Source organism: Falsiruegeria mediterranea M17 (genome assembly GCF_900302455.1).
Lineage (GTDB): Bacteria > Pseudomonadota > Alphaproteobacteria > Rhodobacterales > Rhodobacteraceae > Falsiruegeria > Falsiruegeria mediterranea.
In genome coordinates this window covers 520,912-544,332 of record NZ_ONZG01000001.1, presented here as the reverse complement: position 1 = coordinate 544,332, position 23,421 = coordinate 520,912, and the positions used below count along the sequence as shown (strand labels likewise).

Annotated in this window: 22 protein-coding genes; 9 read left to right on the top strand and 13 right to left on the bottom strand. The window is 57.5% G+C overall.

The window, feature by feature from the left end:
- The first annotated feature begins 7 nt into the window (after positions 1–7).
- From TRM7615_RS02645 to TRM7615_RS02630, 4 genes are all read left to right on the top strand, one after another.
- A complete protein-coding gene (locus TRM7615_RS02645; RefSeq protein WP_108785333.1) occupies positions 8–1,048 on the top strand; it encodes a glycosyltransferase family 2 protein in 1,041 nt (346 codons plus the stop codon).
- Positions 1,049–1,262: 214 nt separating this feature from the next.
- On the top strand, positions 1,263–2,249 hold the full coding sequence (locus TRM7615_RS02640; RefSeq protein WP_108785332.1) for a glycosyltransferase family 2 protein: 987 nt from the start codon (positions 1,263–1,265) through the stop codon (positions 2,247–2,249).
- Positions 2,246–3,943: a DUF5927 domain-containing protein gene (locus TRM7615_RS02635; RefSeq protein WP_108785331.1), complete on the top strand. Its 1,698-nt coding sequence runs from the start codon at positions 2,246–2,248 to the stop codon at positions 3,941–3,943. The genes TRM7615_RS02640 and TRM7615_RS02635 overlap by 4 nt, the downstream gene beginning before the upstream one ends.
- 6 nt (positions 3,944–3,949) lie before the next feature.
- Positions 3,950–5,383 (top strand): nodulation protein NodH, encoded by a 1,434-nt coding sequence (locus TRM7615_RS02630; protein WP_108785330.1) that lies wholly within the window; start codon positions 3,950–3,952, stop codon positions 5,381–5,383.
- 3 nt (positions 5,384–5,386) lie between these two features.
- On the opposite strand, the gene TRM7615_RS02625 is transcribed toward TRM7615_RS02630, so the two are convergent.
- The 8 genes from TRM7615_RS02625 to hslO form a co-directional block, all read right to left on the bottom strand.
- On the bottom strand, positions 5,387–5,908 hold the full coding sequence (locus TRM7615_RS02625) for a L,D-transpeptidase family protein (protein ID WP_108785329.1): 522 nt from the start codon (positions 5,906–5,908) through the stop codon (positions 5,387–5,389).
- 60 nt (positions 5,909–5,968) lie between these two features.
- Positions 5,969–6,754 (bottom strand): ion transporter, encoded by a 786-nt coding sequence (locus TRM7615_RS02620; protein WP_108785328.1) that lies wholly within the window; start codon positions 6,752–6,754, stop codon positions 5,969–5,971.
- A gap of 22 nt (positions 6,755–6,776) precedes the next feature.
- Positions 6,777–8,009, bottom strand: a complete 1,233-nt coding sequence (locus TRM7615_RS02615) for a class I SAM-dependent RNA methyltransferase (protein WP_108785327.1) — start codon at positions 8,007–8,009, stop codon at positions 6,777–6,779.
- 38 nt (positions 8,010–8,047) lie between these two features.
- Complete coding sequence (locus TRM7615_RS02610; protein ID WP_108785326.1) at positions 8,048–9,880, bottom strand: ABC transporter ATP-binding protein; 1,833 nt, start codon at positions 9,878–9,880, stop codon at positions 8,048–8,050.
- Entirely contained in the window at positions 9,877–11,715 is a 1,839-nt protein-coding gene (locus TRM7615_RS02605; protein WP_108785325.1) for an ABC transporter ATP-binding protein, read from the bottom strand. Before TRM7615_RS02605 ends, TRM7615_RS02610 begins: the two co-directional genes overlap by 4 nt.
- Before the next feature lie 196 nt (positions 11,716–11,911).
- Entirely contained in the window at positions 11,912–13,066 is a 1,155-nt protein-coding gene (locus TRM7615_RS02600) for a CCA tRNA nucleotidyltransferase (protein WP_108785324.1), read from the bottom strand.
- The gene (locus TRM7615_RS02595; protein WP_108785323.1) at positions 13,063–13,626 is read right to left on the bottom strand and encodes a CoA pyrophosphatase; all 564 of its coding nucleotides are present in this window, start codon (positions 13,624–13,626) and stop codon (positions 13,063–13,065) included. The genes TRM7615_RS02600 and TRM7615_RS02595 overlap by 4 nt, the downstream gene beginning before the upstream one ends.
- A 25-nt stretch (positions 13,627–13,651) precedes the next feature.
- On the bottom strand, positions 13,652–14,638 hold the full coding sequence (gene hslO / locus TRM7615_RS02590) for an Hsp33 family molecular chaperone HslO (protein WP_108785322.1): 987 nt from the start codon (positions 14,636–14,638) through the stop codon (positions 13,652–13,654).
- A 77-nt stretch (positions 14,639–14,715) separates the two neighbouring features.
- On the opposite strand from hslO, the gene TRM7615_RS02585 reads away from it, so the two are divergent.
- Positions 14,716–15,183: an NUDIX hydrolase gene (locus TRM7615_RS02585; RefSeq protein ID WP_108785321.1), complete on the top strand. Its 468-nt coding sequence runs from the start codon at positions 14,716–14,718 to the stop codon at positions 15,181–15,183.
- Positions 15,184–15,228: 45 nt separating this feature from the next.
- On the opposite strand, the gene TRM7615_RS02580 is transcribed toward TRM7615_RS02585, so the two are convergent.
- On the bottom strand, positions 15,229–16,497 hold the full coding sequence (locus tag TRM7615_RS02580; protein WP_235824002.1) for a PP2C family protein-serine/threonine phosphatase: 1,269 nt from the start codon (positions 16,495–16,497) through the stop codon (positions 15,229–15,231).
- 174 nt (positions 16,498–16,671) lie between these two features.
- On the opposite strand from TRM7615_RS02580, the gene TRM7615_RS02575 reads away from it, so the two are divergent.
- The gene (locus TRM7615_RS02575) at positions 16,672–16,998 is read left to right on the top strand and encodes an Hpt domain-containing protein (RefSeq protein ID WP_108785319.1); all 327 of its coding nucleotides are present in this window, start codon (positions 16,672–16,674) and stop codon (positions 16,996–16,998) included.
- Here TRM7615_RS02575 and ilvA read toward each other — a convergent pair whose 3' ends face one another.
- From ilvA to TRM7615_RS02560, 3 genes are all read right to left on the bottom strand, one after another.
- Positions 16,999–18,225, bottom strand: coding sequence for a threonine ammonia-lyase IlvA (ilvA, locus tag TRM7615_RS02570; protein WP_108785318.1), 1,227 nt, complete (start codon positions 18,223–18,225; stop codon positions 16,999–17,001).
- Positions 18,226–18,275: 50 nt separating this feature from the next.
- Entirely contained in the window at positions 18,276–18,686 is a 411-nt protein-coding gene (locus tag TRM7615_RS25420) for a hypothetical protein (RefSeq protein ID WP_165821344.1), read from the bottom strand.
- 459 nt (positions 18,687–19,145) lie between these two features.
- Positions 19,146–19,919, bottom strand: coding sequence for a hypothetical protein (locus TRM7615_RS02560; RefSeq protein ID WP_108785316.1), 774 nt, complete (start codon positions 19,917–19,919; stop codon positions 19,146–19,148).
- 141 nt (positions 19,920–20,060) lie between these two features.
- Between TRM7615_RS02560 and TRM7615_RS02555 the strand changes: the two genes are divergently transcribed.
- A complete protein-coding gene (locus tag TRM7615_RS02555; RefSeq protein ID WP_108785315.1) occupies positions 20,061–21,284 on the top strand; it encodes an argininosuccinate synthase in 1,224 nt (407 codons plus the stop codon).
- 77 nt (positions 21,285–21,361) lie between these two features.
- Positions 21,362–21,643, top strand: a complete 282-nt coding sequence (locus TRM7615_RS02550; RefSeq protein WP_108785314.1) for an SCP2 sterol-binding domain-containing protein — start codon at positions 21,362–21,364, stop codon at positions 21,641–21,643.
- Between the two features lie 171 nt (positions 21,644–21,814).
- Here the strand turns inward: TRM7615_RS02550 and TRM7615_RS02545 are convergent, their stop codons facing one another.
- Positions 21,815–22,528, bottom strand: coding sequence for a sulfotransferase-like domain-containing protein (locus TRM7615_RS02545; protein ID WP_108785313.1), 714 nt, complete (start codon positions 22,526–22,528; stop codon positions 21,815–21,817).
- 141 nt (positions 22,529–22,669) lie between these two features.
- Here TRM7615_RS02545 and tmpT point away from each other — a divergent pair, with 141 nt between their 5' ends.
- Positions 22,670–23,308 (top strand): thiopurine S-methyltransferase, encoded by a 639-nt coding sequence (gene tmpT / locus TRM7615_RS02540; RefSeq protein ID WP_108785312.1) that lies wholly within the window; start codon positions 22,670–22,672, stop codon positions 23,306–23,308.
- Positions 23,309–23,421: the final 113 nt, after the last annotated feature.

Here is a 23,421-nt window from a genome sequence, read left to right as displayed (position 1 = left end):
GGCGCAGATGACAATCACTTCCACCGCAGATACGCGCAAACTGACATGGGCTGAGGCCTATCGTCTGCGTTGGAAACGGCGGCACCTGTTGTGGAAGTCATTTCGCAGTCGCCATCGGCTGAGGTCCGTTGCGGATCGCACAAGTGAGATCAAACCGGGTGACATTCTGATCGTGATGACGGTCAGAAATGAAATGAACCGCCTACCCTACTTTTTGCACTACTACCGGGATCTGGGTATCGGGCATTTCCTGGTGATCGACAACGACAGCACCGATGGCACCGACACCATGCTCGCCAAACAGTCGGACGTGTCGCTGTGGCAGACCAGCGACAGTTACCGCGCTTCACGATTTGGCCTGAACTGGATGACATGGCTGCAGCGCAGATATGCCCATGGCCATTGGACCTTGATGGTCGATGCGGACGAATTGCTGGTTTACGCCCACCATGACACGCGTCCCCTGCCCGACCTGACGGCCTGGTTGGATTCCCAAGGCTCTACGGCGTTCGGCGCCTTGATGCTGGACCTCTATCCCAAGGGCCCCTTGAACGCAGTCAGCTATACTCCCGGCACAGATCCAACCCAAGCGATCGACTGGTTCGACGCAGGTCCCTATCGCTCGCAACGGCAATTGCCCCTTGGCAATCTGTGGACCCAAGGCGGCATGCGCGAGCGGGTATTCTTTGCCGACGAGCCGCGACGGTCCCCCACCCTGAACAAGATCCCCCTGGTCAAGTGGCACCGTAGCTATGCTTATGTGAATTCCTGCCATTCGATCCTGCCGCCGACGCTGAACCGGGCCTATGATGGTCCAGGAGACAACCGTGCTTCGGGCGTGTTGTTGCACACCAAGTTCCTGCCCGAGATTGTTTCCAAATCGGCAATCGAAAAAGAGCGCGCGCAGCACTTTCACACGCCGCAAGACTTTGACAACTATTACGACAGCATCACCGCCGCGCCACAGATCTGGACCGAAACATCAACCCATTACCGCAACTGGCGACACCTTGAGGAACTTGGGTTGATGAACTCTGGTGGGTGGTAAAATCCACGAGCCAAAGCCACACCGTCGCATCTGAGCGACAAGGATTGCTTTTCCCCGTGTAACTGTTTCTAAATTCATTGATTCATAGAAGGAATTGATGACATATGACTATAGTTGGCTCGGTATTCTAGATGCGTAGGTTTCGCTCTATCCGGGTCATGCTCGCGTCATTGAATGGATTGGTTGACACGTGAGCCTGTGGGATTCTTATCGAATGAGAGTGCGGCGCCGGCGCCGCCTTTTGCGCTGCCTGCGGAAATCGAGCGAGCTCAAGGCCGTTCAGGATAACACTGGCGCAATCCGTCCAAACGACGTTTTGCTGATCAGCACCTTCCGAAATGAAAAGATTCGACTTCCCTATTTCCTGCAGTATTACCGCGAATTGGGCGTCAACCATTTCCTGTTCGTGGACAATGACAGCACTGACGGCGCGCTGGAATACCTGAAGGGTCAGCATGACATTTCGGTCTGGCACACCCAATCCAGCTACAGGCGTGCAACCTTTGGTGTCGACTGGATGAACTGGCTGGCGCGAACCTATGCGCACAATCACTGGACACTGACCGTCGACCCGGATGAATTCTTTGTCTACCCTTTCTGTGACACACGTCCCATTCAGGCGCTGACCGATTGGCTCGACAACTCGCTGATCCGCAGCTTCAGCGCCATGCTCGTGGACGTCTACCCAAAGGGCAAGCTGACAGACATCCCGTATCAAGAGGGGCAAAACCCGCTTGAAATCGCCAATTGGTTCGACAGCGGCAACTACACGATCAAAAAGAACCCCCTTTATGGCAACCTTTGGATTCAAGGTGGCCCTCGAGCCCGAGCGTTCTTTGCCGACACGCCCAAGAAGTCGCCGGCACTTAACAAGATCCCGCTGGTCAAATGGAACCGCCGCTACGCCTATGTCAGCTCGACCCATACCTTGCTGCCGCGCGGATTGAACCAGGTCTATGATGAATGGGGGGGCGAAAAGGCCAGCGGCGCCCTGATGCACACAAAATTCCTCGACACCCTTACCGCCAAGGCAGAAGAGGAGTTGACCCGCAAGCAGCACTATGCCGGTTCCGCCGAATACAGGGCCTACGCCGACAAGCTGAGCGCGCAGCCTGAACTCTGGTGCAAGTGGTCAGAGAAATACATCAACTGGCGCCAGCTTGAGATTTTGGGTTTGATGTCCAAGGGGAACTGGGCATGACGGTTGGGGTTGTCATGCTGGTCCACACCGCACTGGACCGGGCCGAGCAGGTGGCACGGCATTGGACCGCCTCGGGTTGTCCGGTCGTGCTGCATGTGGACAAGAATGTATCGCGCAAGACCTATAAGGATTTCGTCGCCGCCTGTTCCGACAATCCGCTGATCCTGTTTTCGCAGCGCCACCGCTGCGAATGGGGCACCTGGGGAATTGTTGCAGCGTCTCAGGCCGCGTCCGAGTTGATGCTAAGCGAATTTCCCGACGTACGTCATGTCTATCTGGCTTCGGGCTCTTGTCTGCCGTTGCGCCCGGTGCAGGAGCTGATCGACTATCTTGCCGCGCGCCCCAGAACCGATTTCATCGAAAGTGCGACCACGTCAGATGTCCCCTGGACGGTTGGCGGATTGGACCACGAACGTTTTACTCTGCGGTTCCCGTTCTCGTGGAAAAAACACCGCATCCTGTTCGACCGCTACGTGGCGCTGCAACGCCTGCTGCGTTTCAAACGCAAGATTCCATCCGGGCTGGTGCCGCACATGGGCAGCCAATGGTGGTGCCTGACGCGCCAGACCCTGTCCGCCATTCTCGAAGATCCCGAGCGTGACGCTTATGACCGCTATTTCCGGCGCGTCTGGATTCCGGACGAAAGCTATTACCAGACGCTCTCGCGGCTTTATTCCAGCAACATCGAAAGCCGGTCGCTGACGCTGTCAAAGTTCGACTTTCAGGGCAAGCCCCACATCTTCTATGACGATCATCTACAACTGCTGCGGCGATCCGATTGCTTTGTCGCGCGCAAGATCTGGCCACGGGCCGACAGGCTGTATCAGGCATTCCTGACCGATCAAGCGGGCGCGATGAAAAAGACAGAACCAAACCCCGGCAAGATCGACCGCATATTCGCCAAGGCGGTTGAGCGTCGGACACGCGGCCGGGATGGTCTGTACATGCAAAGCCGCTTTCCCCGCCACGGCAACGAAAACGGTCTGACCTCGAGCCCATATTCGATGTTCCAGGGCTTTACCGAGCTGTTTGAGAATTTCGAACCCTGGCTGACAAAAGCCACCGGAGCCCGCGTGCATGGCCACCTGTTTGGGCCTGATCGGGCCGAGCTTGCCGGCGGACAGAGCCTCATTAATGGTGCCCTCTGCGACAATGCAGAACTACGCGACTACGACGCCAACCGCTTTTTGACCAGCCTGATCTGGAACACTCGAGGCGAACGACAGTGTTTCCAGTTCGGTCCCGCCGACAATCAGGACATCAACTGGATGGTGGCCCGGGATCCAAACGCCCAGATTTCGGTCATCACCGGGTCTTGGGCTGTTCCATTGTTCAAGTCGAACCGCAACTTTGCCGATCTGCGCAAAGAGGCGGCGCTGTTGCAAAAAGTCGAAAGCGAGCATCTGAATATTTTGCGCTCGGTCTGGACCAAGGCGCGCGTGCGAATCTGGACCATGGCCGAGTTTGTCGAAGCTCCGATGGAACCGATTCAGACCATCATTGACGAGATCGGACCATCAAACCCCCGGCGCCTGAGCGAGGCGCCCAAAATGGTGGACTTGACCGGCTTTGGTCAGTTCCTCCAAAACCTGAAAAACCAGGGGATGCACCCGTACCTAATGGGCGACTTCCCCGTCGAGCAAGGACCAGCCAACATGAGCAAACCCAACCGCAAACCCTATTTGGTGCGATAACGCGGTATGACATCCAAGTTCGACTATTTCATCATCTTTGCCGAAATGCGGACAGGCTCCAACTTTCTGGAAACCAACTTGAACGCATTGTCGGATGTCACTTGCTTCGGCGAAGCGTTCAACCCGCATTTTATCGGTTACCCGAACAAAGTCGAAATCCTCGATATCTCGCAAGCGATGCGCGACGGCGACCCCGAGTGTTTGATCAATGCAATTCGTAGCACACCGGATGTGATGGGCGGTTTCCGCTTCTTTCACGACCACGATCAGCGGGTGCTTGACGCCGCTTTGCCCGATCCACGTTGCGCCAAGGTCATCCTGACGCGCAATCCACTAGACAGCTATGTGTCGTGGAAAATCGCACAGGAAACCGGTCAGTGGAAGCTGACCAACGTCAAGAAACGACGTGACGCTCAGGTTCGGTTCGACCCCGAGGAATTCTCGCGACATGTCGAGGCGCTACAGGATTTTCAGGTTTTTCTGCTCAACAGCCTGCAAGCCAGAGGCCAGACACCGTTCTACATCGACTACGAAGATCTGCAGAGTGTCGATGTGATGAACGGCCTGGCCGCCTGGTTGGGCGTCGAAGGGCGGCTGGATGGCCTGGACAAAAGCCTGAAACGGCAAAACCCCAGCCCGGTGACCTCGAAGGTGGTCAACGTTGACGAGATGACCGAGGCCCTGGGTGGACTTGATCGGTTCAACCTGACCCGCACGCCAAACTTTGAACCCCGCCGTGGGCCCGCTGTGCCCAGCTATGTCGCCGGCGTTGTCACGCCGCTGTTGTACCTGCCGATCCGGGGCGGGCCCGAAGATGAAGTGATGTCGTGGATGGCAGGATTGGACAGCGTGCCTCTCAGCTCACTCAATACCGGCATGAACCAGAAACAGATGCGACAATGGATGCGCAACAACCTCGGCCATCGCCGGTTCACGGTTTTGCGTCACCCGCTGGCACGACTGCATCAAGTTTTCTGCCGCAAGATTCTCAGCACAGGCCCAGGCAGCTACAAGAAGATACGTGAAACCCTTCGCCGCCAGTACAAGCTGCCGATCCCAAAGGATGAACCTGACGCGCGTTACTCACGGTCGGATCACCGCGCGGCCTTTGAGGCGTTCTTGGGCTTTATCCGCATGAACCTGGCGGGACAGACTGCGATCCGGGTTGATGGCGGTTGGTGCTCACAAGCACAGGCGTTGTCATCAATGTCGGATTTTGCTGTCCCCGATCATGTGTTTCGCGAGGATGAAATGACCGAGCTGCTGCCAAACCTGGCCGCGCGCTATGGCCATCAAGAGGCCGAAGCCCCGGATATCGCACAGCCCGACAGCCCGTTTTCGCTGGATGACATCTATGATGCCGACTTGGAAAAGGAAGCCGCCAATATCTATCAGCGCGACTATGTGATGTTTGGCTTTGGACCGTGGCGAAACAGCTGACCGTTAGGTCCGCAGCGCGATGACGGTACCATCGCGCACCATGGCGTAAATCTCTTCCATCTCATCGTTCTTCACGGCAATGCAACCCGCGGTCCAATCCTTGGTCCGCCGGGCCCTTTTGAGCTCTTTCAGCAGATTCGGCTGCCCATGGATAAAGATTTCGCCACCCGGCTTACGACCAAGCGCCTTGGCCTCGGCGATATCGCGCGAATTGGGATACGAAATCCCGATCGACAGGTGATAGCTGCTGTTGGGGTTGCGCCGGTCGATCAAATAGGTGCCTTCGGGGGTCTTGCCGTCCCCTTCGACCTTTTTGTCCCCGACAGGAGCAAAGCCCAGATCAACTTTGTATTCCTTCAGGATGTCCTGATTGTGCAGCAGGTACATACGACGCTCGCCTTTGTTGACCACGATCGACGTGACCTTGGGTCCATAGTATGAGCGGAATTTAGGATCTCTGCCGGTACCGCATGCCGTCAAACCGACCGCCGCCATTGCACCCAGTCCGAAAACTCGACGTTTCATTTGCTACACTGCCTCACGTTTTACATGGATCAAATACGATAGATTCGCGGCCAAGCAAAATCACATTTTTGTCTCGGAACGTTCCGCCAGCCGCTGTTCAATTGCCTCGAGCCGCGAAATCACCTCGTCCCGATAGGCATCCGTGCGCTCGTGGTCCTCTTCCTGATGGGCATCCTGCATCGAGTTGACGATAAGACCAACCAGCAGGTTTACCACTGCAAAGGTGGTGATCATGATGAAGGGCACAAAAAAGGCCCAAGCATACGGATACACCTTCATTACGGGGCGAACGATGCCCATCGACCAGCTTTCCAACGTCATGATCTGGAACAGCGTGTAAGCCGACAAACCCAGGTCGCCGAACCATGCCGGGAAAGATTGCGAGAACAGTTTCGTCGCAATCACGGCCCCAATGTAGAAGATGATCGTCATCAGCAAGAACACGCTTGCCATGCCAGGCAGCGCGGTGATGAACCCCTCGACCACACGGCGCAGGCGGGGCGCAACCGAGATGACGCGCAGCACCCGCAGGATACGCAATGCGCGCAGGACCGATAGACCCTGACCGCCCGGAACCAGCGCAATACCAACAATGATGAAATCAAACAGGTTCCAGCCGTTGGTAAAGAAACGCCGTCCTTGCGCCACCAGCTTGAGCGCGATCTCGACAATGAAGATCCCCAAACAGAGGGTATCCAGCGTTTTGATCACTCCACCAAAGTCCGCCATGATCCCGGGCGAGGTTTCAAGACCCAAGAGCACCGCATTGATGACGATGACACCGGTGATGAACTGCCCAAAGGACGGGTGGTCGATAAAGCTGCTCAAACGCTGCCGGAAATTCATTGCTGGCGGTCTCCTTGGGACATTAGCCGCTGATATGGGACAAGGTGAACGAGGCTGCAAGTTCCGTGTGTGCAGACCAGCGGAACTGATCCACAACCTGCACCCAGTTCAGGGTGTAACCTGCCGTCACAATCGCCTTGGCATCGCGGGCAAAGGTCACTGGGTTACATGAAACATAGGCGATCACGGGTACCTGAGCCTGCGCCAGTTCCGCCACCTGCGCTTCGGCACCTGCACGAGGCGGGTCCAGCACCACGGCATCCACCTTGCGCAATTCATCAGGCATCAAGGGTCGTCGGAACAAATCACGGGCTTCGGTCGTTATACGTTTCAAGCCTTGGGCCATACGCCATCCCTGATCCAGGGCTTGGGTCATTGTCGGCTCACCTTCGACAGCGTGCACTTCGGCATCTGCGGCCAACGGCAAGCTGAAGGTGCCGCAGCCCGCAAACAAGTCGACGATCTTTTTTGACCCGGCGACAATCTCTTGCACGGTGCTCAGCAAGGCAGCCTCGCCATCCTTGGTCGCCTGCAAGAAGGCCCCCGGTGGAGGGGCAACCTTGGCCGCACCGAACTGCTGATACGGCGGGTTACGCATCGCCAAAACCTCGCCATCCCAGGCCAGCCGTGCCAACCCTTGCTGTTCTGCGGCCTGCGCCAGCGACGCCTCAAGCGGGCCATCCAACGGTTTGCCACCCTGAACCGACACATCCAGACCAGCCGAGGACAGCGTCAACGTCACAGCCAAGATGCCCTTGCGACTGCCACCCAGAACGGCAAGCGCCTCGGCCACTGGGATCGCGGCCAGCAACTCTGGTGCCAGCAAATGGCAGTCAGGGATTTCGGTGATCACGTCTGATGCGCGCCCGTGGAACCCCGCGAGCGTCCCCTTCTTGGTGCGGCGCACCGCAATCGTTGCCCGGCGGCGTGAATGTGGAAGGGACGTATGGATCGGGCGCATCTCAGCCTCGATCCCTTGAGCGGCCAGTGCCGCGCGCACGATATCCACCTTCCAAGCGGCTACGAACGGGTCCGAAGCATGCTGCAACTGACATCCACCACAGGCCTTGTAATGGCGGCATGGCGGTTTCACGCGATCATCCGACGGCGTTTCGATCCGGATGTCAGTCAGCTGCTGTCCTTCGACGCCGCCGGTGACAACTTCACCTGGCAGGGTGCGGGGTGCAAAAATTGGGCCATCGGCGATCCCGTCGCCCTGATGGCCGAGCCTGGCTATGGTGTATTGCTGGGTCATGCCGCCTGATAGCGGTGGAATGCTCTCAGAGAAAGGGATTATTCCGCAGCTTCGGTTTGAATGAACCCGCCCGACTGCCGCTGCCAGAATTGCGCGTAAAGGCCACCCTGGGCCAGCAGCACCTCATGCGTGCCGCTTTCAACGATCCGTCCCTCGTCCATGACAACGATCCGATCCATCTCGCTCAGGGTTGAAAGGCGATGCGCGATGGCCAGAACGGTCTTGCCGTCCATCACCCGATGGAGCGCCGCCTGGATGGACGCCTCAACCTCGGAATCGAGCGCTGATGTCGCCTCGTCCAGCACCAGGATAGGCGCATCTTTTAGGATGGCCCGCGCCAGTGCGATCCGCTGCCGTTGCCCGCCCGACAGTTTGACGCCCCGCTCGCCCAGATGGGCGTCGTATCCCTTGCGCCCGCTACCGTCCTGTAGCCCTAGAATGAACTCATGTGCTTCGGCCTTTTGCGCAGCCGCGATCAGCTCTTCCTCGGAGGCATCGGGCCGCCCATAAAGGATGTTCTCGCGTGCCGAGCGATTGAACATCGCGGTTTCCTGCGTAACCATTCCAATGCTGCGCCGCAGGCTGGTCTGAGTGACCTTTGCCACATCCTGCCCGTCAATCGTGATCTGCCCCGCCTCACCGTCATAAAGCCGCAGCAGCAGAGACACGAGCGTTGACTTCCCTGCACCCGATGCGCCAACGATGCCTAGCTTTTCACCCGCTGCGATCCGCAGGTCGATCCCTTGAACACCGCCAACATCGCGACCATAAGCAAACGCCACACTTGAAAATTCGATCTCACCGCCCGGGACGGTCAGATCCGCAGCACCCGGCGCATCCTCGACCCGCACGCGTTGGGTCAAGGTTTTCATCCCGTTTTCGATCTCACCGATGCTGGCATACATCGACATCAGTGTGAAACTGACCCAGCCGGTCATCTGCGCGATGCGGATGGCCATGGCCCCAGCCGCTGCCACGTCGCCTGTGGTTGCGTTCCCACCTTGCCACAGCAGCAGGGTCGAGCCCATCAAAAGGACCGGCAACACCCCGGCCAAGGCAACCAGAAAGAACCGGAATGTGGCCGACAGCCGCCCGAAATCCAGCGCGCGTTCGCGCAGCTCGACCATCGCCTCGCGCGCGGCCTGATCCTCTTGCGTGGCATGGGCAAACAGCTTGACGGTTTTGATGTTGGTGATGGCATCCACAACCTGCCCCGACACCATCGCCCGCGCCCCGGCCCGCGCAGCCGAGCGTTTGCGGATGCGCGGCAGATACCAGCGGATCAGCGCAAAATAAGCAATCATCCAGACAAAAAATGGCAGCACGACCAGCGGATGGATTGCGCCGAGCAGCGCCATCGTGCCCAAAAGCGTGGAAAGTGCAAAGACCACCGCGTTGACCACATCCGTAACGACAGAGGCCAACGAGTTCGACGTCTGCATCTGTTTCTGCGCGATGCGACCCGCAAAATCATCGTCGAAATAGGTAACGGATTGTCCAAGCGTCCAGCGGTTCAACTTGGCCAGAACTAGGGGCGGGATGTTGGGTAGAACCACATAGTTGTTGGCAAAGGACGCAAGCCCTGCCACTAGCGGGCGCAGCACCATGAAGAACACCACGGCCCCAAGTATCAGACCCAAGTTGCGGACGTCAAAAAACCCTTCGGGACCGCTGGCGGTAGCCTGATCAATGACCTCACCCAGAAACCATGCCGTCGCCACCTCCAGAGCGCCGCCAATGGCCGAGAAACTGGCAGCGAGAAACAGCATCGGCCAGGCCCCGGACAAAGCCCAGCGCACAAACGCCCCCAAAGTCTGAGGGGGCGGTGTGTCCGTGTCACGGAACGGCTTGATCAGATCGGCAATTCTCATTCAGCGGCCTCCGGGTTCATGAAGCCGCCAGATTGCCGGGTCCAGAACTGGGCATAAAGCCCGTTCTGAGCAAGCAGTTCCGAATGGCTGCCCTGTTCGACAATCCGGCCCTGATCCATCACCAGGATGCGGTCCATCTGCGCGATGGTGGACAGGCGGTGCGCAATCGCGATCACCGTCTTGCCCTGCATCATGCCATAGAGCGTGTCCTGGATCGCCGCCTCGACCTCGGAATCGAGTGCCGATGTCGCCTCGTCCAACAGCAGGATCGGCGCGTCTTTCAGGTTCACCCGCGCCAGCGTGACTCGCTGACGTTGACCGCCGGACAGTTTCACGCCCCGCTCGCCGACATGCGCGTCATAGCCGGTGCGCCCCTGAGGGTCTTCGAGGTCAAGAATGAACTCATGCGCTTCGGCCTGTTTGGCGGCGGAAATGACCTGTTCTTCGGTCGCGGCGGGACGGCCATAAAGGATATTGTCGCGCACCGAACGATGCAGCAACGCGCTGTCCTGCTGGACCATGCCAATGTTGCTGCGCAGACTATCCTGGGTCACGGTGGCAATGTCCTGACCGTCGATCAGAATACGGCCCTTTTCAGCGTCATAGAACCGCAAAAGCAGCTTGACCAACGTCGATTTGCCCGCGCCCGAACGACCGATCAAACCGACCTTTTCACCGGCCCCGATGGTCAGATCCAAAGCATCCAACCCGCCAGTTTCGCGACCATAGTGGTGCGACAGCCCATCCAACTGAATGGCACCTCGGGTCAGAGCCAGCGGCTTGGCGTCTTGGTGATCCACAAGATCGATGGGTTGCGCGATGGTTTCCATACCTTCGGCCACAACTCCCAGTTGGCGGAAGAACGTGGTCAGCGCCCACATGATCCAGCCAGTCATCGCATTCAGGCGCAGCGTCAGCGCAGTCGCCGCAGCAACCACCCCGACAGAGGCTTCGCCCTGCATCCAAAGCGCCACGGCCCAGCCGACAACACCCACAATCAGCAGACCGTTCAGTGTCACCAAAACGGCATCCATGATGGTGAAAATCCGCATCTCGACCTGGAACGTCTTGCGGGTATGTTCGATCGCCTCCTTGGCATAGGCCAGTTCGTGATCGTTGTGCGCGAACATCTTGACCGAATGGATGTTGGTGTAGCTGTCGACCACCCGACCCGTGACCGTCGAACGCGCATCCGAGGCTGCCTGCGACGCAGGGCCGACCCGCTTGATGGTCCAGCGAACAAGAACGGCATAAAGCGCGAACCAGATCAGCAACGGGATCAGCAAGCGCACATCCGCCGCCATTAAAAGAATCGCTGCGCCGATCAGATAGGCCAGCGAGAACGAAATCGCGTCAAAGACCTGAAAGATCACCTCGCCAGCAGCGGGTGGGGTTTGCATGATCCGGTTGGCAATGCGCCCGGCAAAATCATTTTCGAACCAACCAACGGATTGACGCAGTACATGTTTGTGCGACCGCCAGCGGATCAATGTGCCAAAGTTCGGCAAGATCGTGTTGTTCAAGAGTACAACGTCCAACACATGCAGTGCGGGCCGCAGAAACAGAACAAACAGGGCCATCAGCACCAGCTCGGTGCCATAAGTTTCCCACACACGCTCGGGCGCGCCACTCAACAGGTCAACCACGCGACCCATGTAATAGATCAACCCGATCTCGACCCCGGCGACGATGATCGACAAGAGCGCGGTCCAGAAAAAGACCTTCATGAAGGGTTGGGAGTATTCCAACAGGAACGGCCATAAACGCGTGGGCGGCGTGTCCACTTCGTCATAGGCCGTATAGGGGTCAACAAGGTTTTCAAAAAAACGAAACATAACGGATGCTCCACATGAGCGAAATTTAGAACGTGCGAAATTAGGCGAGCCAAGGCATCACCCAAACGGGGCGTGACCTCAGCCGATGCTGAACCAGATCCCGTAATACATTCGCATTCCTCCGTTAGTTGATGCGGCAAACCTAAACGGAAAGGTTTACGCTTGTCACCCCGGAAAATGAAGTATCATATTGACGCTACATCGCAAGCAATTCTTCAAGAGTCAGTTCAAAGTCGGACGCAATCCAGGTGCGTTCGAGTTGGGACAATTTCTCACCCAGCTCTCGTCCTTTGAAATTGGGCAGCAGGTCTTTGGCGGACACAGGAAAAACAGCCCCGGATCCCTTTTCCGCATCACTGCGTACATCGGCAACAATTGGCGTCTCCAGCAGGGCAGATCGCAATATCATCGCCTTGATGGCCAGGCCCTTACCCAGGCGATACCCAAGCTCTGCCGCTCCCGCGGTTCCAGTTGCGGCCACACGCAGCGCCTCGACTGCCTTCAACTGAGCGTTGCTCAACCGCAAAGTCCCGGCCACAGCAGCATCACCCATTGAGGCCAGCCGCAAAACGGCATCTGGCACTTCGCCCAATTCACTTTCGACATGAACAACCGGGCCCAGCGCCCGATCGTCAGCGCCCGGCAAAACAGCGCCCAGAACGCCAGCGGTGCGCATGGCAGCAACCGAGGGCGCAGGATCGCTTGCCCCCAACAACTTCAACATCTCGGCCCCAACCCTTTCGCGCGACAGGCGTTCAAGACCCTCAAGGTTCGCAGCAATTGCGGCCAGTGCATCGGCGTCAAACCCTGCATCGGCGTCGCCATACCATGCGTGAAACCGGAAGAACCGCAGAGAGCGCAAGTAATCCTCGCGAATGCGGTGTTCTGCGGTCCCGATGAACCGAACCCGGCGCGCGATAAGATCCGGCATCCCGTTCAATGGGTCAATCACCGTGCCATCCGGCCGCGCGTAGATCGCATTCATGGTGAAATCGCGGCGCGCGGCATCCTCTTCGATGGTGTCAGCAAAAGCCACTACGGCGCGGCGACCATCGGTTTCGACGTCGCGGCGAAATGTAGTGATCTCAAACGGCTCGCCACCCTGCACCAAAGTGACGGTGCCATGTTCGATTCCGGTGGGCACAGCTTTGATACCGGCCGCCTTGGCCAGTTCCATCACCCGTTCGGGATGCACATTGGTCGAAATATCGATGTCCGACACTGGCGCACCCAGCAGTGCATTGCGCACACAACCGCCAACAAAAAGCGCCTGCGCCCCGCCGTCTGTAAGCGCCGCGCAGACCTTTTGCGTGGCGGGTGACGTCAGCCAATCCTCGGCGATCCGGGTCATGCCTGCATCCGCGCGGCCAACCCGCGCAGCATCCGCGCAGTCGCGCCCCAGATGTAATAGGGACCAAAGGGCACGGTGTAGTAATACCGCTGCTGACCCTGCCAGCGCCGTGATTCCACCACGTAGTTTTCCAACCGCATCAGGTGACGCAACGGGACCGAGAATACCTCGTCTACTTCGCCCGGTTCTGCAATCACCTCGAACAGGTCATCCAGGACCGCAATAACCGGAGTGACAGTGAACGACGTGACGGTTTCGTGAGATGGCAAATGGCCCACAATACGCGGCAGTGCGGGCGGCAAGCCGATCTCTTCCTGGGCTTCACGCAGGGCGGTTGCCGTCACATCGGCGTCGCCCTCGTCTTGCTTGCCGCCGGGAAAGGCGATCTGACCGGGGTGATGTTTCAACGCTGAAGAACGTTTTGTCAGGATGACTCGTGGTTCCGGATGCGCCAGGGACACCGGCACCAGAACCCCGGCGGGGCGCAATTTACGCCCCGGTGGCAGCACTGTGTCGGGGTTGAGGTCAAAATCGCTTGACCCGTCCCCCGCCCGGGCCATGGCAGCCCTCAGTTTTGCCTCGGCCTCATGCACCGCTTTGCTGTTCCGCCTCGAACCCTACGCTCTTTGGGTCCAAATCATAATGCGATCCGCAGAACTGGCAATCGGCGGTCACACGACCGTCTTCGGTCGTCATCTTTTCGATGTCCCGCGCCGAATAGATCGACAGGCTTTGACGCACACGCTCCTCGGAACAGGTGCAACCAAACCGCACTGATTGCGCATCATACACACGCGGCTGTTCTTCGTGAAACAGACGCACCAACAGGTCAGTCGGCGGCACGCTGGGGCCGATCAATTCCAGATCCTCGACCGTGTCGAGCAGGATGTTGACACGGTTCCAGTTGTCGCCGTCTTCGCCATCCACCAGATCAGCGGCGGTCAGGATATCACCCTCACCATCCTGCTTAGCGGCAAAGGGCGACGCCTTGGGCATACTTTGCAGCATGATGCCGCCCGCGCGCCAATGTTCGCCCACACCCGGCTCGGTCGATTTCCCAAAGCTGAGCGAGAAGCGTGTCGGCAACTGCTCGGACTGCGCAAAATAAGCCTCGGCACAGGCACTTAGCGATCCACCTGCAAGCGGTGTGATCCCCTGGTACGGCTGAGTGCCGTTGCCTTGGTCGATCATGATGGCGAAATACCCCTCGCCCACCTGATCAAACGGGGACCCGTCGGTCAGACGCTCGGCATCAAAGCTGGAATAAGCGCGGATCTGCGCCGCGCGTCCGCCCTCTTGCGGGGCATAGTAATCGGTTGCAATCATGCGCACCGCGCCTTTCGACTGCACTTGCAGCGAAAGCTTCCACCGCAGATCAATGGTCTGACCGATCAACGCCGTCAGCAGCGCCATTTCCGCCACCAGAGCCTCGACCTGGGTGGGGTAGTCATGTTGTTTCAGGATGCCGTCCAACACACCATCCAGACGGGCCACGCGACCGCGCATGTCCGATGCATCAAGTTGAAAGGGCAGGACTGTGTCGTCCCACGCGATTTTGGATCCGAGAGTCATGGGGTTTCCTTACACGCCACGGGTTGGCATACCGCGTCCATATAGGTGGAACAAGTCACGATGGAAGGGGTGCATACATGATCCGACGCGTTGGGGAAACCCCGGAACCCGGGCGACGCTATACCCGCCGTCCAGGGGCGTATGTTCTGTTGCCGCGTGAGCATCAGGTTCTGGTGACCTGGTATGACGACGGGCAAAACCCCGAGTTGCAACTGCCCGGCGGCGGTATCGATCCGGGCGAATCGCCCATCACCGCCCTGCACCGCGAGGTATTCGAGGAAACCGGTTGGTCCATCGCCAACCCTCGTCGGCTGGGGGCCTTTCGCCGGTTCACTTATATGCCGGAATACGATCTGTGGGCTGAAAAGGTCTGTACTGTCTTTTGCGCCCGCCCCGTGCAAAGCAAAGGCCCACCGACAGAAGAGTTTCACGAAGCCGTTTGGATGGACATCGATGTAGCAATCCAGGCTTTGGGAAATCCGGGTGACCGGTATTTTGCGGCGCGGCTTGCGCAGAAACTAATAAAATCTGAATTCGGGGCCTAAAGGCAGCCACGCAGCACCCTGTTTGCGGGCCTCACGACTTCAAAGCTACGGACCATTGAACTCAAAGAAGGTAGCAGAAACGTCGTCTTCCATACCGTATTCATCTGACATGACCTGCGTCAGACGCCAGAACAGATCGTCCAGGAATTCTTGACCACCTTGCTGCGGGTCACAGTCACGAACCAATTGCAACAGCCCCTCGGGCTCCAGCATCTCGCCGTTGGACAGTCGACACTCGGTAAACCCGTCAGAATACAAAAGCAGCCGATCCCCTGGGTTCAGCTGCGTTTCGAACTGCGTATAGGGAATATCCGGCAAAAGCCCGATTGGCACCCCGCCTTCGCCCACAAACTCGGCGCGTCCGTCCCGGCGCAAGACCAGAGGATGCGGGTGCCCGGCCTGCACCATTCTCAGCAACCCACTGCGCAGGTCGACGATGGCATAGACCATCGTAAAATACTCCTCGATCCCAGTGTCAGCAATCAGGCGAGAGTTGAGAGAGGCTGCAACCTCTTCGGGTTTGCGCAGGGCATAAAAGCGGTTGAACCGCTTTTCCATCGCCACGTTCTGCTCAAAGTAAGTGCTGGATAGGTAGCTACCCAAACGCGCGGTCATCATGGCTGATGTGATGCCGTGGCCAGAGACATCGATGCTGTAAAATCCAAGGCGATTGACACCCGGCGAGAACATCCCCACCAGGTCGCCCCCGATATGGCCACAGGGCTTCAACAACAAACTGACCCGTGAAGAGCCAAACTCTCGGGTCAATTCCGGAACCAGCGATTCCTGGATCTTGCGCGCCTGCATCAGGTCCTTGTCGATGGCGTCATGGGCCACCTTCAATTCGTCCAGCGCTTCTTCGATCATGCGGTTCTTTTTCGACAGCTCGCGCTGCATGCCCAGAATACGATCGCCCGCGGAAATCCGGGCACGCAGCTCGTCCGAGCTGACTGGTTTGATCAAGAAGTCGTCGGCGCCTGCATCCAGACCCTGAGCGATCTCGTTCTTTTCACTCTTCGACGTCAGCAGGATGAAATAGGAATAGGCATCATTGGGCAGCTCGCGCACGGCCTTACAGAATTCCAGCCCGCTCATCCCGGGCATGACCCAATCGCTTAGGATAAGGTCAGGCGGCGAGGTTTGGCAGATCTCCAAAGCTGCCTCGCCACAATCGGCTTCGATCACTTCAAAGCCCCATTTTTTAAGTGAGCTCACAAGGATACGGCGTTGCAGACGACTGTCGTCGACCACCAATACCTGCTGGATCGCACCGGATTCCTTTTCGGTTTCCGCCTGCACTTCTTTACCCTGCAACACCGAACTTCCTCACCTTCAGTCCCGAAACTGATGGACAGAGCCTAAGGCCGCGCGTCTTAACATCGCGTGAAGTCTGGAACTGAAAAAACCCCACCATTTCTTAACGCCATGTTTACGACCAAAGAGCTACCAAAGGGTAAAGTGCGGGGCGAAAACGTCAGAGGGTGAAAGATGATACATTGGTCACGCGTGAACGAGTTGCGAGATGAGGTTGGTGCCGAAGATTTTCGCGAGGTTGTAGAGCTGTTTTTGGAAGAAGTCGAAGAGGTGATCGACAGGTTGCGCAAGGATGGTCCGCGCGATGCGTTGGAGCAGGACCTGCATTTTCTAAAGGGCAGCGCTCTGAGTCTGGGGTTCGAAAGCTTTTCAACCCTTTGTCAGGATGGCGAGCGGCAGTCCGCTTCTGGCGATGCGGACACGGTCGACATCGACGCGATCATCAACAACTACGAGCAGTCAAAAACCGTTTTCCTGCACGAGCTGCCGCAGCACGGCTGATCAGATCACGAACTGCGCCAACGTCTCGTCATTGGTGATATCGGTGTAAGTAAATCCCGCCTCTTCAAGATGGGCAAACAAACGTACGAAATTCTCGGGCTTGCTGGTTTCGATCCCGATCAGGACCGAACCAAAATTGCGCGCGGACTTCTTCATGTATTCGAACCGGGCAATATCATCGTCCGGACCCAGAATGCCCAAGAACTCTTTCAACGCGCCGGGGCGCTGCGGCAAGCGCAGGATGAAGTATTTCTTGACGCCTGAATAGCGCTGCGCGCGCTCCTTGACCTCAGGCAGGCGTTCGAAATCGAAATTGCCACCAGATGTCACACACACCACGGTCCTGCCGCGCACAAAGCTCTGGATGTCTTCGACCGCTTCAACCGCCAAAGCGCCAGCTGGTTCCAAAACGATGCCTTCGATGTTGAGCATCTCGACCATTGTGGTGCAGATGCGATCCTCGGACAGCACATGCACGTCAGACAGGTGCACATTGCGCAACAAATCAAAGGTCTTTTCCCCGATCCGCCCCACTGCGGCCCCATCGACAAAGGTATCCACGTGATCCAGTGTCACCGGATGCCCCGCCGCCAACGCCGCCCGCAAACAGGCGCCACCCGCCGGTTCCACAAACAGACAATGGGTACGATCACCAAACCAGGTCACCACGCCCGAAGACATGCCGCCGCCGCCCACAGGCAATACCACATGATCCGGAACCCGGCCCAGTTGCTCCTCGATCTCGACCGCGAGAGAGGCCTGGCCTTCGATCACATCCTCATCATCAAAGGGCGACAGGAAATGGCCGCCTTTTTCAGCGCACCAGGCCTTGGCCGCCGCCAGACAGTCGTCGAAATAGTCCCCAATCAGGTGAATTTCGACCTGATCACCACCGAATGTCCGCGTCTTGTGGATTTTCTGTTGTGGCGTGGTCACCGGCATGAAAATCACGCCCTTGACCCCTAAATGTTTACACATGAACGCCACGCCCTGCGCGTGGTTGCCCGCGCTCGCGCATACGAACAAGTCCTGTTCCGGTTGCTTGCGCATGGCGTTGAACGCGCCGCGGATCTTGTAGGACCGCACCGGGCTCAGATCTTCGCGTTTGAGCCAGATGTCAGCGCCGAACCGCTCGGACAGATGTATGTTCCGCTGCAGCGGTGTGGCGGGAAAAACTTGGCGCATCGCCTCTTCGGCGGCGCGAGCACGGGTCATGAAATCAGTCATGATGGTTCACTGCCGCAAGGTTCAATCCAACGCAAGGAATACATCGGTATTCAGTCGATGGGACGCTCTTCGACAAAGTGCCCGTAAAGCGTTGTCAGGATACTGACATTGAGCATCGCCAGAAAGGCAGAGAAGAGCAACGGGACGGCAAAACCCAACACAGGCACAAACACCAGCTGAGTGCTGATCCAATCCGCCGCATATTGCAAACCGCCAACCAAAACGACAAGCAACAGAACTTGCCAGAAATCATCTATCGACGCTTCCCAAGCTTCGCCAAACGATATGGGTTTTTCCAATGCCGCTGCAGGTAAGGTCACCGCCATCTGAGTGAAAGCAGTCGCCAAAACCACGCCTGCCACGACGAAGAGCGCGATCCCGATCCACCCCAAGGCTGAGACTACGCCAAGCAACAAGAAACCAAGAGGGACACCCAAGGCCAGAAACGCCAGAACCAACAAGATCAGCCGCCAAATATACGTTCCGACCGCCGGGCGTTGGAACTTTGGAATCCACCCTTCAGGAGCCTCTTCGAGCAGGACATATCGGTGCCAAGCGACAACGCCCCAAATCGCCAAAAGGGCTGAGAACAGCCAAAACAGACCGAATTTCAGAAAAAGCCCTGCACTCAGCTCGCTGCCTGTTAACCGGACGCTCGGCCCCCAAAGTGTGCTAAAGGGAAGGCCAATCGAATAAAAAAACGCCCAGATAACTCCCCCAAAACAGAGCAGGGGGAACCAAGAAATCCTTATGATGACGAGAAGATTTCGAAAAATCATTGAAATGGAATACTTAAACAAACGCCAGCCCAACACGGCACGGTCCTCAATCTTAGTTAGAAAATTGGCTTTCCAACACAGGTAATAGTGGTACGTCGATCAAGACGCAATCCACCGAACCTGGTGCTGGATCTGCTGCAATCAGTCGATGGATCGCCCTTCGACGTAAACACCATACATTGTGGTCAAAATGCTCACGTTGATCAGCGGCAAGATCAAAATCGACGGAATCAAAACCAGCGCAAAGCCAATGACCGGAATGGCCATGAGCAAACCAAACACCACCTGCACAAGGAGTTGAAAAATAAAGCTAACTATGAGCAGCACGATCAACGTCCCAAAGGTACCTTCGGTTTTGGCCCAAGCCGTGCCAAGCGGAATGGGTTGCCCGATCGCCGAAGCCGGAAGCATAACGCTCAACCGATAAATACAAAGAACCACTGCGAGGAAATAGAAAACTCCAATAGTCAGGGCAAGGTTGACCGCAGAGTCACCTAGAACGGCAATGATGATGAAAAGCGGGACCAATGCAAAAAATGCGATCACGCCCAACATCAAAAGCAGACCGAAATAGGCCAGGATACGATCCGCTCGAAATGGCGGGAGCCATCCCTGTGGCATTTCCTCAAGCAGAACATACCGATGCCAAGACACAACAATCCAAAACGCAATCACCCATATGATGAGTAAGGAAGAGAGTCCAAAGGCCCCAAAATTGTCCAGTTCAGATACAGTGGGATCTGCATTTAAGTCAGACGCAAGACCCTGAAATCCATCCCAAGCACCGGTCACCATCGCCAAGCCGACAAGCAAGGCCATCCCGATCAGACCCGGGACCAACGCAATCTGCAAGGCTTGCTGAAAATTCCGCAGAACCATCTGCACCGAGTGTTTGAAAATGCGCCAGCCCATCATGGTGTGCCCTGCTCCTCAATCAATACTTGTATCACTTGCCTGTTGCTCATCTTTCTACACGCCTGCGACACAGCACACAACTTGCCCCCGCGCGGAAAAACCGTTAGGGGCGATCCGTCATACGTTTAAGGGGAAATGCCGATGTCCGCGCCCAAGAAAGTTGTCCTGGCCTATTCCGGTGGCCTTGATACCTCGATCATCCTGAAATGGCTGCAGACCGAGTACGGGTGTGAGGTCGTCACCTTCACCGCCGATCTGGGTCAGGGTGAGGAACTGGAACCTGCCCGCCAAAAGGCCGAACTGCTGGGCATCAAGCCCGAGAACATCTTTATCGAAGATGTCCGCGAGGAATTCGTGCGCGATTTCGTTTTCCCGATGTTCCGCGCCAACGCCGTGTACGAAGGGCTGTATCTGCTGGGTACCTCAATCGCACGTCCGCTGATTTCCAAGCGTCTGGTTGAGATTGCCGAGCAAACCGGTGCTGACGCCGTCGCACACGGCGCAACCGGCAAGGGCAACGACCAAGTTCGCTTTGAGCTGGCAGCCTATGCCCTGAACCCCGAAATCAAGGTGATCGCGCCCTGGCGTGAATGGGATCTGACCTCGCGTACCAAACTCCTGGAGTTTGCCGAACAGAACCAAATCCCCGTCGCCAAGGACAAACGCGGCGAAGCTCCGTTTTCGGTCGACGCCAACCTGCTGCACACCTCGTCCGAGGGTAAGGTTCTGGAAGACCCGGCCGTTGCTGCACCCGATTATGTCTATCAGCGCACCGTCCACCCTGAGGACGCGCCAAACGAACCCGAATTCATCGAGATTGGTTTCGAAAAAGGTGACGCGGTCAGCATCAATGGCGAGGCGATGAGCCCCGCGACCATCCTGACCAAGCTGAACGAATACGGCGGCAAGCACGGCATTGGCCGTCTTGACCTGGTCGAGGGCCGCTTTGTCGGCATGAAATCGCGCGGCATCTACGAAACCCCCGGCGGCACCGTCCTGCTTGAGGCACACCGCGGCATCGAATCCATCACGATGGACCGCGGCGCCATGCATCTGAAAGACGAGCTGATGCCGAAGTATGCCGAGCTGATCTACAACGGCTTCTGGTACAGCCCTGAGCGTGAAATGCTGCAGGCCGCCATCGACGCGTCGCAGACCCACGTGACCGGCACCGTGCGCATCAAGCTGTACAAGGGTTCGGCCACTTGCGTGGGCCGCTGGTCCGAGCATTCTCTGTATTCCGAAGCGCATGTGACCTTTGAGGAAGACGCAGGCGCCTATGATCAGACCGACGCAGCAGGTTTCATCCAGCTGAACGCGCTGCGTTTAAAGCTGCTGGCGGCACGGGACAAGCGGGTAAAGTAACCTCCTGCAACGTCACCGTTGCTGATTTTGAAATGCCCGCCTAGCCATAGGCGGGCATTTTCATTGGAGGGCACAGGATGCTGAAAGAGATCGCGGAGAAAATCCAACAGGGGTTGGGCGACAAGAGCTTTGACGGCTCGCTGAAATTCGACTGCGGCGACGATGGCGTGATCGTTCTGGCCGACAACACCGCCAGCACCCAAGACCGCGACACCGACTGCACCATCCGCATCAGTCAGGACAACTTGGTAAAATTGCTCACCGGCAAGCTGAACCCGATGACGGGCGTGGCCATGGGCAAGCTCAAGATTTCGGGTAACATGGGCGTTGCGATGAAGCTGGGGTCTCTGCTCGGCTAATCCGGTTTTCCCAGGAGCGGGAGGGCTCCCGCCCTCGCATCATGCCCTGACGGGCCCTTGCTCCGTTAGGCCGGGCGCCTCGCTTGTCGCTCGACGCTGAACCGCAGAACGTCAGGTCTGCGTCTTGGGACAAAGATGGTCAGTGATGTCATCTGGCCTCAAAAACGGATTTCAGATCTTCACCGCCTTCATCTGTTCATAGAATGGCAACGCCGCCTCTAGCACGGGCTGCAACTGCTCCGGCACCTCGGGCAAATCGCCTTCGGGGCCTGCGAACCCGGTGCTGCGCCATACGGCGCCATACCAGTGTGACGCCCATACCCCGTCCTGCGGGTGCCCACCCTGCGCCCAGCTGAGCATATTCGGGGAGAACGGCATTTCGATCGCGTCGCATAACGTCTCCAGCATTCCAGCTGGATCGTCGCGAATGTCGCGACTGTCGATCACAACCGGATCCCCGCCCCAGCCCCGAACCTCATCAAACAGCTCGGCCTGTTGCCGGAACCCGATGTCATCCAGCGTTGGGTTCTCGCGTTTGGCGCCATAGCTTGCAATCACACGCGCCGGATGGCGGATAAGGAACACATTGCGCACATCGCGCATCCAATCGCGCGGCACGCCCGGGATCATGTGCTGCGTCATATGTTTCTGGTACCAGAACGGGCGCGCCCCAGGCGTCGGGCCATTCAAACCATCGGCCACTTCGACGGGGTTTTGCGATTGCGACGCCAGGATCTCTTCGCGCATGGGGTGGTCAAGCCCGGTCATCCGCAGGTAAGCGGCATAAAACGGCTCGTCCACAACGGCGCAATCGGCGCGTGCACCAAAGCTGTACATCATGGCCGTCGAAAGGTTCCGCGGTCCCGACCACATCGCAATTCGCATTCTACCCTCAATTGATCAGTATTTGCCTGTTGCCGCACCAAACGCCGAATTCCCGCGCAATGCAATCGGAATGCTTGAGCGCCTTGACGGCCAACCTACTTGCATCCCAACTGCAAGGCGCAATCAAAGGGGAACGCCGACATGCATAGGGATTTCTGGATCGACCGATGGGAAGAAAACCGCCTGGGTTGGCATCAGGAAGATGCGCACCCTTTGCTCGTTAAGTTCATCGGCGCGCACCCTTTGCCAAAAGGCAGCCGGATCTTTGTTCCGCTGTGCGGCAAGACACGCGACATCGGCTGGTTGCTTTCGCAGGGCTATCGCGTGGTCGCCGCGGAATTGAGCGAGATCGCCATCCGCCAGTTGTTCGACGAATTGCAAACAGAGCCGGCTGTTCAGAAACAGGGTGCGTTGACGCATTTCTCGGCAACTGGCTTGGATGTCTACGTCGGCGACGTCTTTGACCTGACCAAAATACAGATCGGACCTGTCGACCTGATCCATGACCGAGCGGCCATGGTTGCCCTACCCGACGACATGCGCGCCAGATATGTATCGCACCTGGCAGAGATCACTGACGTGGCGCGCCAATTCGTGATTTCATTCAACTATGATCAGGAGCTGATTTCTGGTCCCCCGTTTTCAGTTCCGCAACCGCAGATAAAAGCCCTTTATGATGCCTTTTACCGATCCACCCTGCTTTTTGAGCGGGACATTGCAGGTGGACTGAAGGGTGTTGCACCAGCCAGCGAACAGGCATGGTTGGTGGAGTCCCGGTAACAATCCATCGAAAAAACTCACCCGCTCTCACCTCGTCGTGACATGACATGACAGTGACTTGCTGCGTGACAGATCGCCTGTCAGCCTATGCTCAAAGGAGATTTGCCATGACA

Excerpts from the sequence above, each read along its gene's own strand:
- hslO (WP_108785322.1), bottom strand. The coding sequence starts at position 14,638 with ATGACTCTCGGATCCAAAATCGCGTGGGACGACACAGTCCTGCCCTTT.
- TRM7615_RS02575 (WP_108785319.1), top strand. The coding sequence starts at position 16,672 with ATGATACATTGGTCACGCGTGAACGAGTTGCGAGATGAGGTTGGTGCC.
- TRM7615_RS02630 (WP_108785330.1), top strand. The coding sequence starts at position 3,950 with ATGACATCCAAGTTCGACTATTTCATCATCTTTGCCGAAATGCGGACA.
- TRM7615_RS02545 (WP_108785313.1), bottom strand. The coding sequence starts at position 22,528 with ATGCGAATTGCGATGTGGTCGGGACCGCGGAACCTTTCGACGGCCATG.
- ilvA (WP_108785318.1), bottom strand. The coding sequence starts at position 18,225 with ATGACTGATTTCATGACCCGTGCTCGCGCCGCCGAAGAGGCGATGCGC.
- TRM7615_RS02595 (WP_108785323.1), bottom strand. The coding sequence starts at position 13,626 with ATGGCCCGGGCGGGGGACGGGTCAAGCGATTTTGACCTCAACCCCGAC.
- TRM7615_RS02605 (WP_108785325.1), bottom strand. The coding sequence starts at position 11,715 with ATGTTTCGTTTTTTTGAAAACCTTGTTGACCCCTATACGGCCTATGAC.
- TRM7615_RS02560 (WP_108785316.1), bottom strand. The coding sequence starts at position 19,919 with ATGATGGGCTGGCGCATTTTCAAACACTCGGTGCAGATGGTTCTGCGG.
- TRM7615_RS02615 (WP_108785327.1), bottom strand. The coding sequence starts at position 8,009 with ATGACCCAGCAATACACCATAGCCAGGCTCGGCCATCAGGGCGACGGG.
- TRM7615_RS02550 (WP_108785314.1), top strand. The coding sequence starts at position 21,362 with ATGCTGAAAGAGATCGCGGAGAAAATCCAACAGGGGTTGGGCGACAAG.
- TRM7615_RS02640 (WP_108785332.1), top strand. The coding sequence starts at position 1,263 with ATGAGAGTGCGGCGCCGGCGCCGCCTTTTGCGCTGCCTGCGGAAATCG.
- TRM7615_RS02600 (WP_108785324.1), bottom strand. The coding sequence starts at position 13,066 with ATGACCCGGATCGCCGAGGATTGGCTGACGTCACCCGCCACGCAAAAG.
- TRM7615_RS02555 (WP_108785315.1), top strand. The coding sequence starts at position 20,061 with ATGTCCGCGCCCAAGAAAGTTGTCCTGGCCTATTCCGGTGGCCTTGAT.
- TRM7615_RS02625 (WP_108785329.1), bottom strand. The coding sequence starts at position 5,908 with ATGAAACGTCGAGTTTTCGGACTGGGTGCAATGGCGGCGGTCGGTTTG.
- TRM7615_RS02620 (WP_108785328.1), bottom strand. The coding sequence starts at position 6,754 with ATGAATTTCCGGCAGCGTTTGAGCAGCTTTATCGACCACCCGTCCTTT.
- TRM7615_RS02585 (WP_108785321.1), top strand. The coding sequence starts at position 14,716 with ATGATCCGACGCGTTGGGGAAACCCCGGAACCCGGGCGACGCTATACC.
- TRM7615_RS02645 (WP_108785333.1), top strand. The coding sequence starts at position 8 with ATGACAATCACTTCCACCGCAGATACGCGCAAACTGACATGGGCTGAG.
- TRM7615_RS02635 (WP_108785331.1), top strand. The coding sequence starts at position 2,246 with ATGACGGTTGGGGTTGTCATGCTGGTCCACACCGCACTGGACCGGGCC.
- tmpT (WP_108785312.1), top strand. The coding sequence starts at position 22,670 with ATGCATAGGGATTTCTGGATCGACCGATGGGAAGAAAACCGCCTGGGT.
- TRM7615_RS02610 (WP_108785326.1), bottom strand. The coding sequence starts at position 9,880 with ATGAGAATTGCCGATCTGATCAAGCCGTTCCGTGACACGGACACACCG.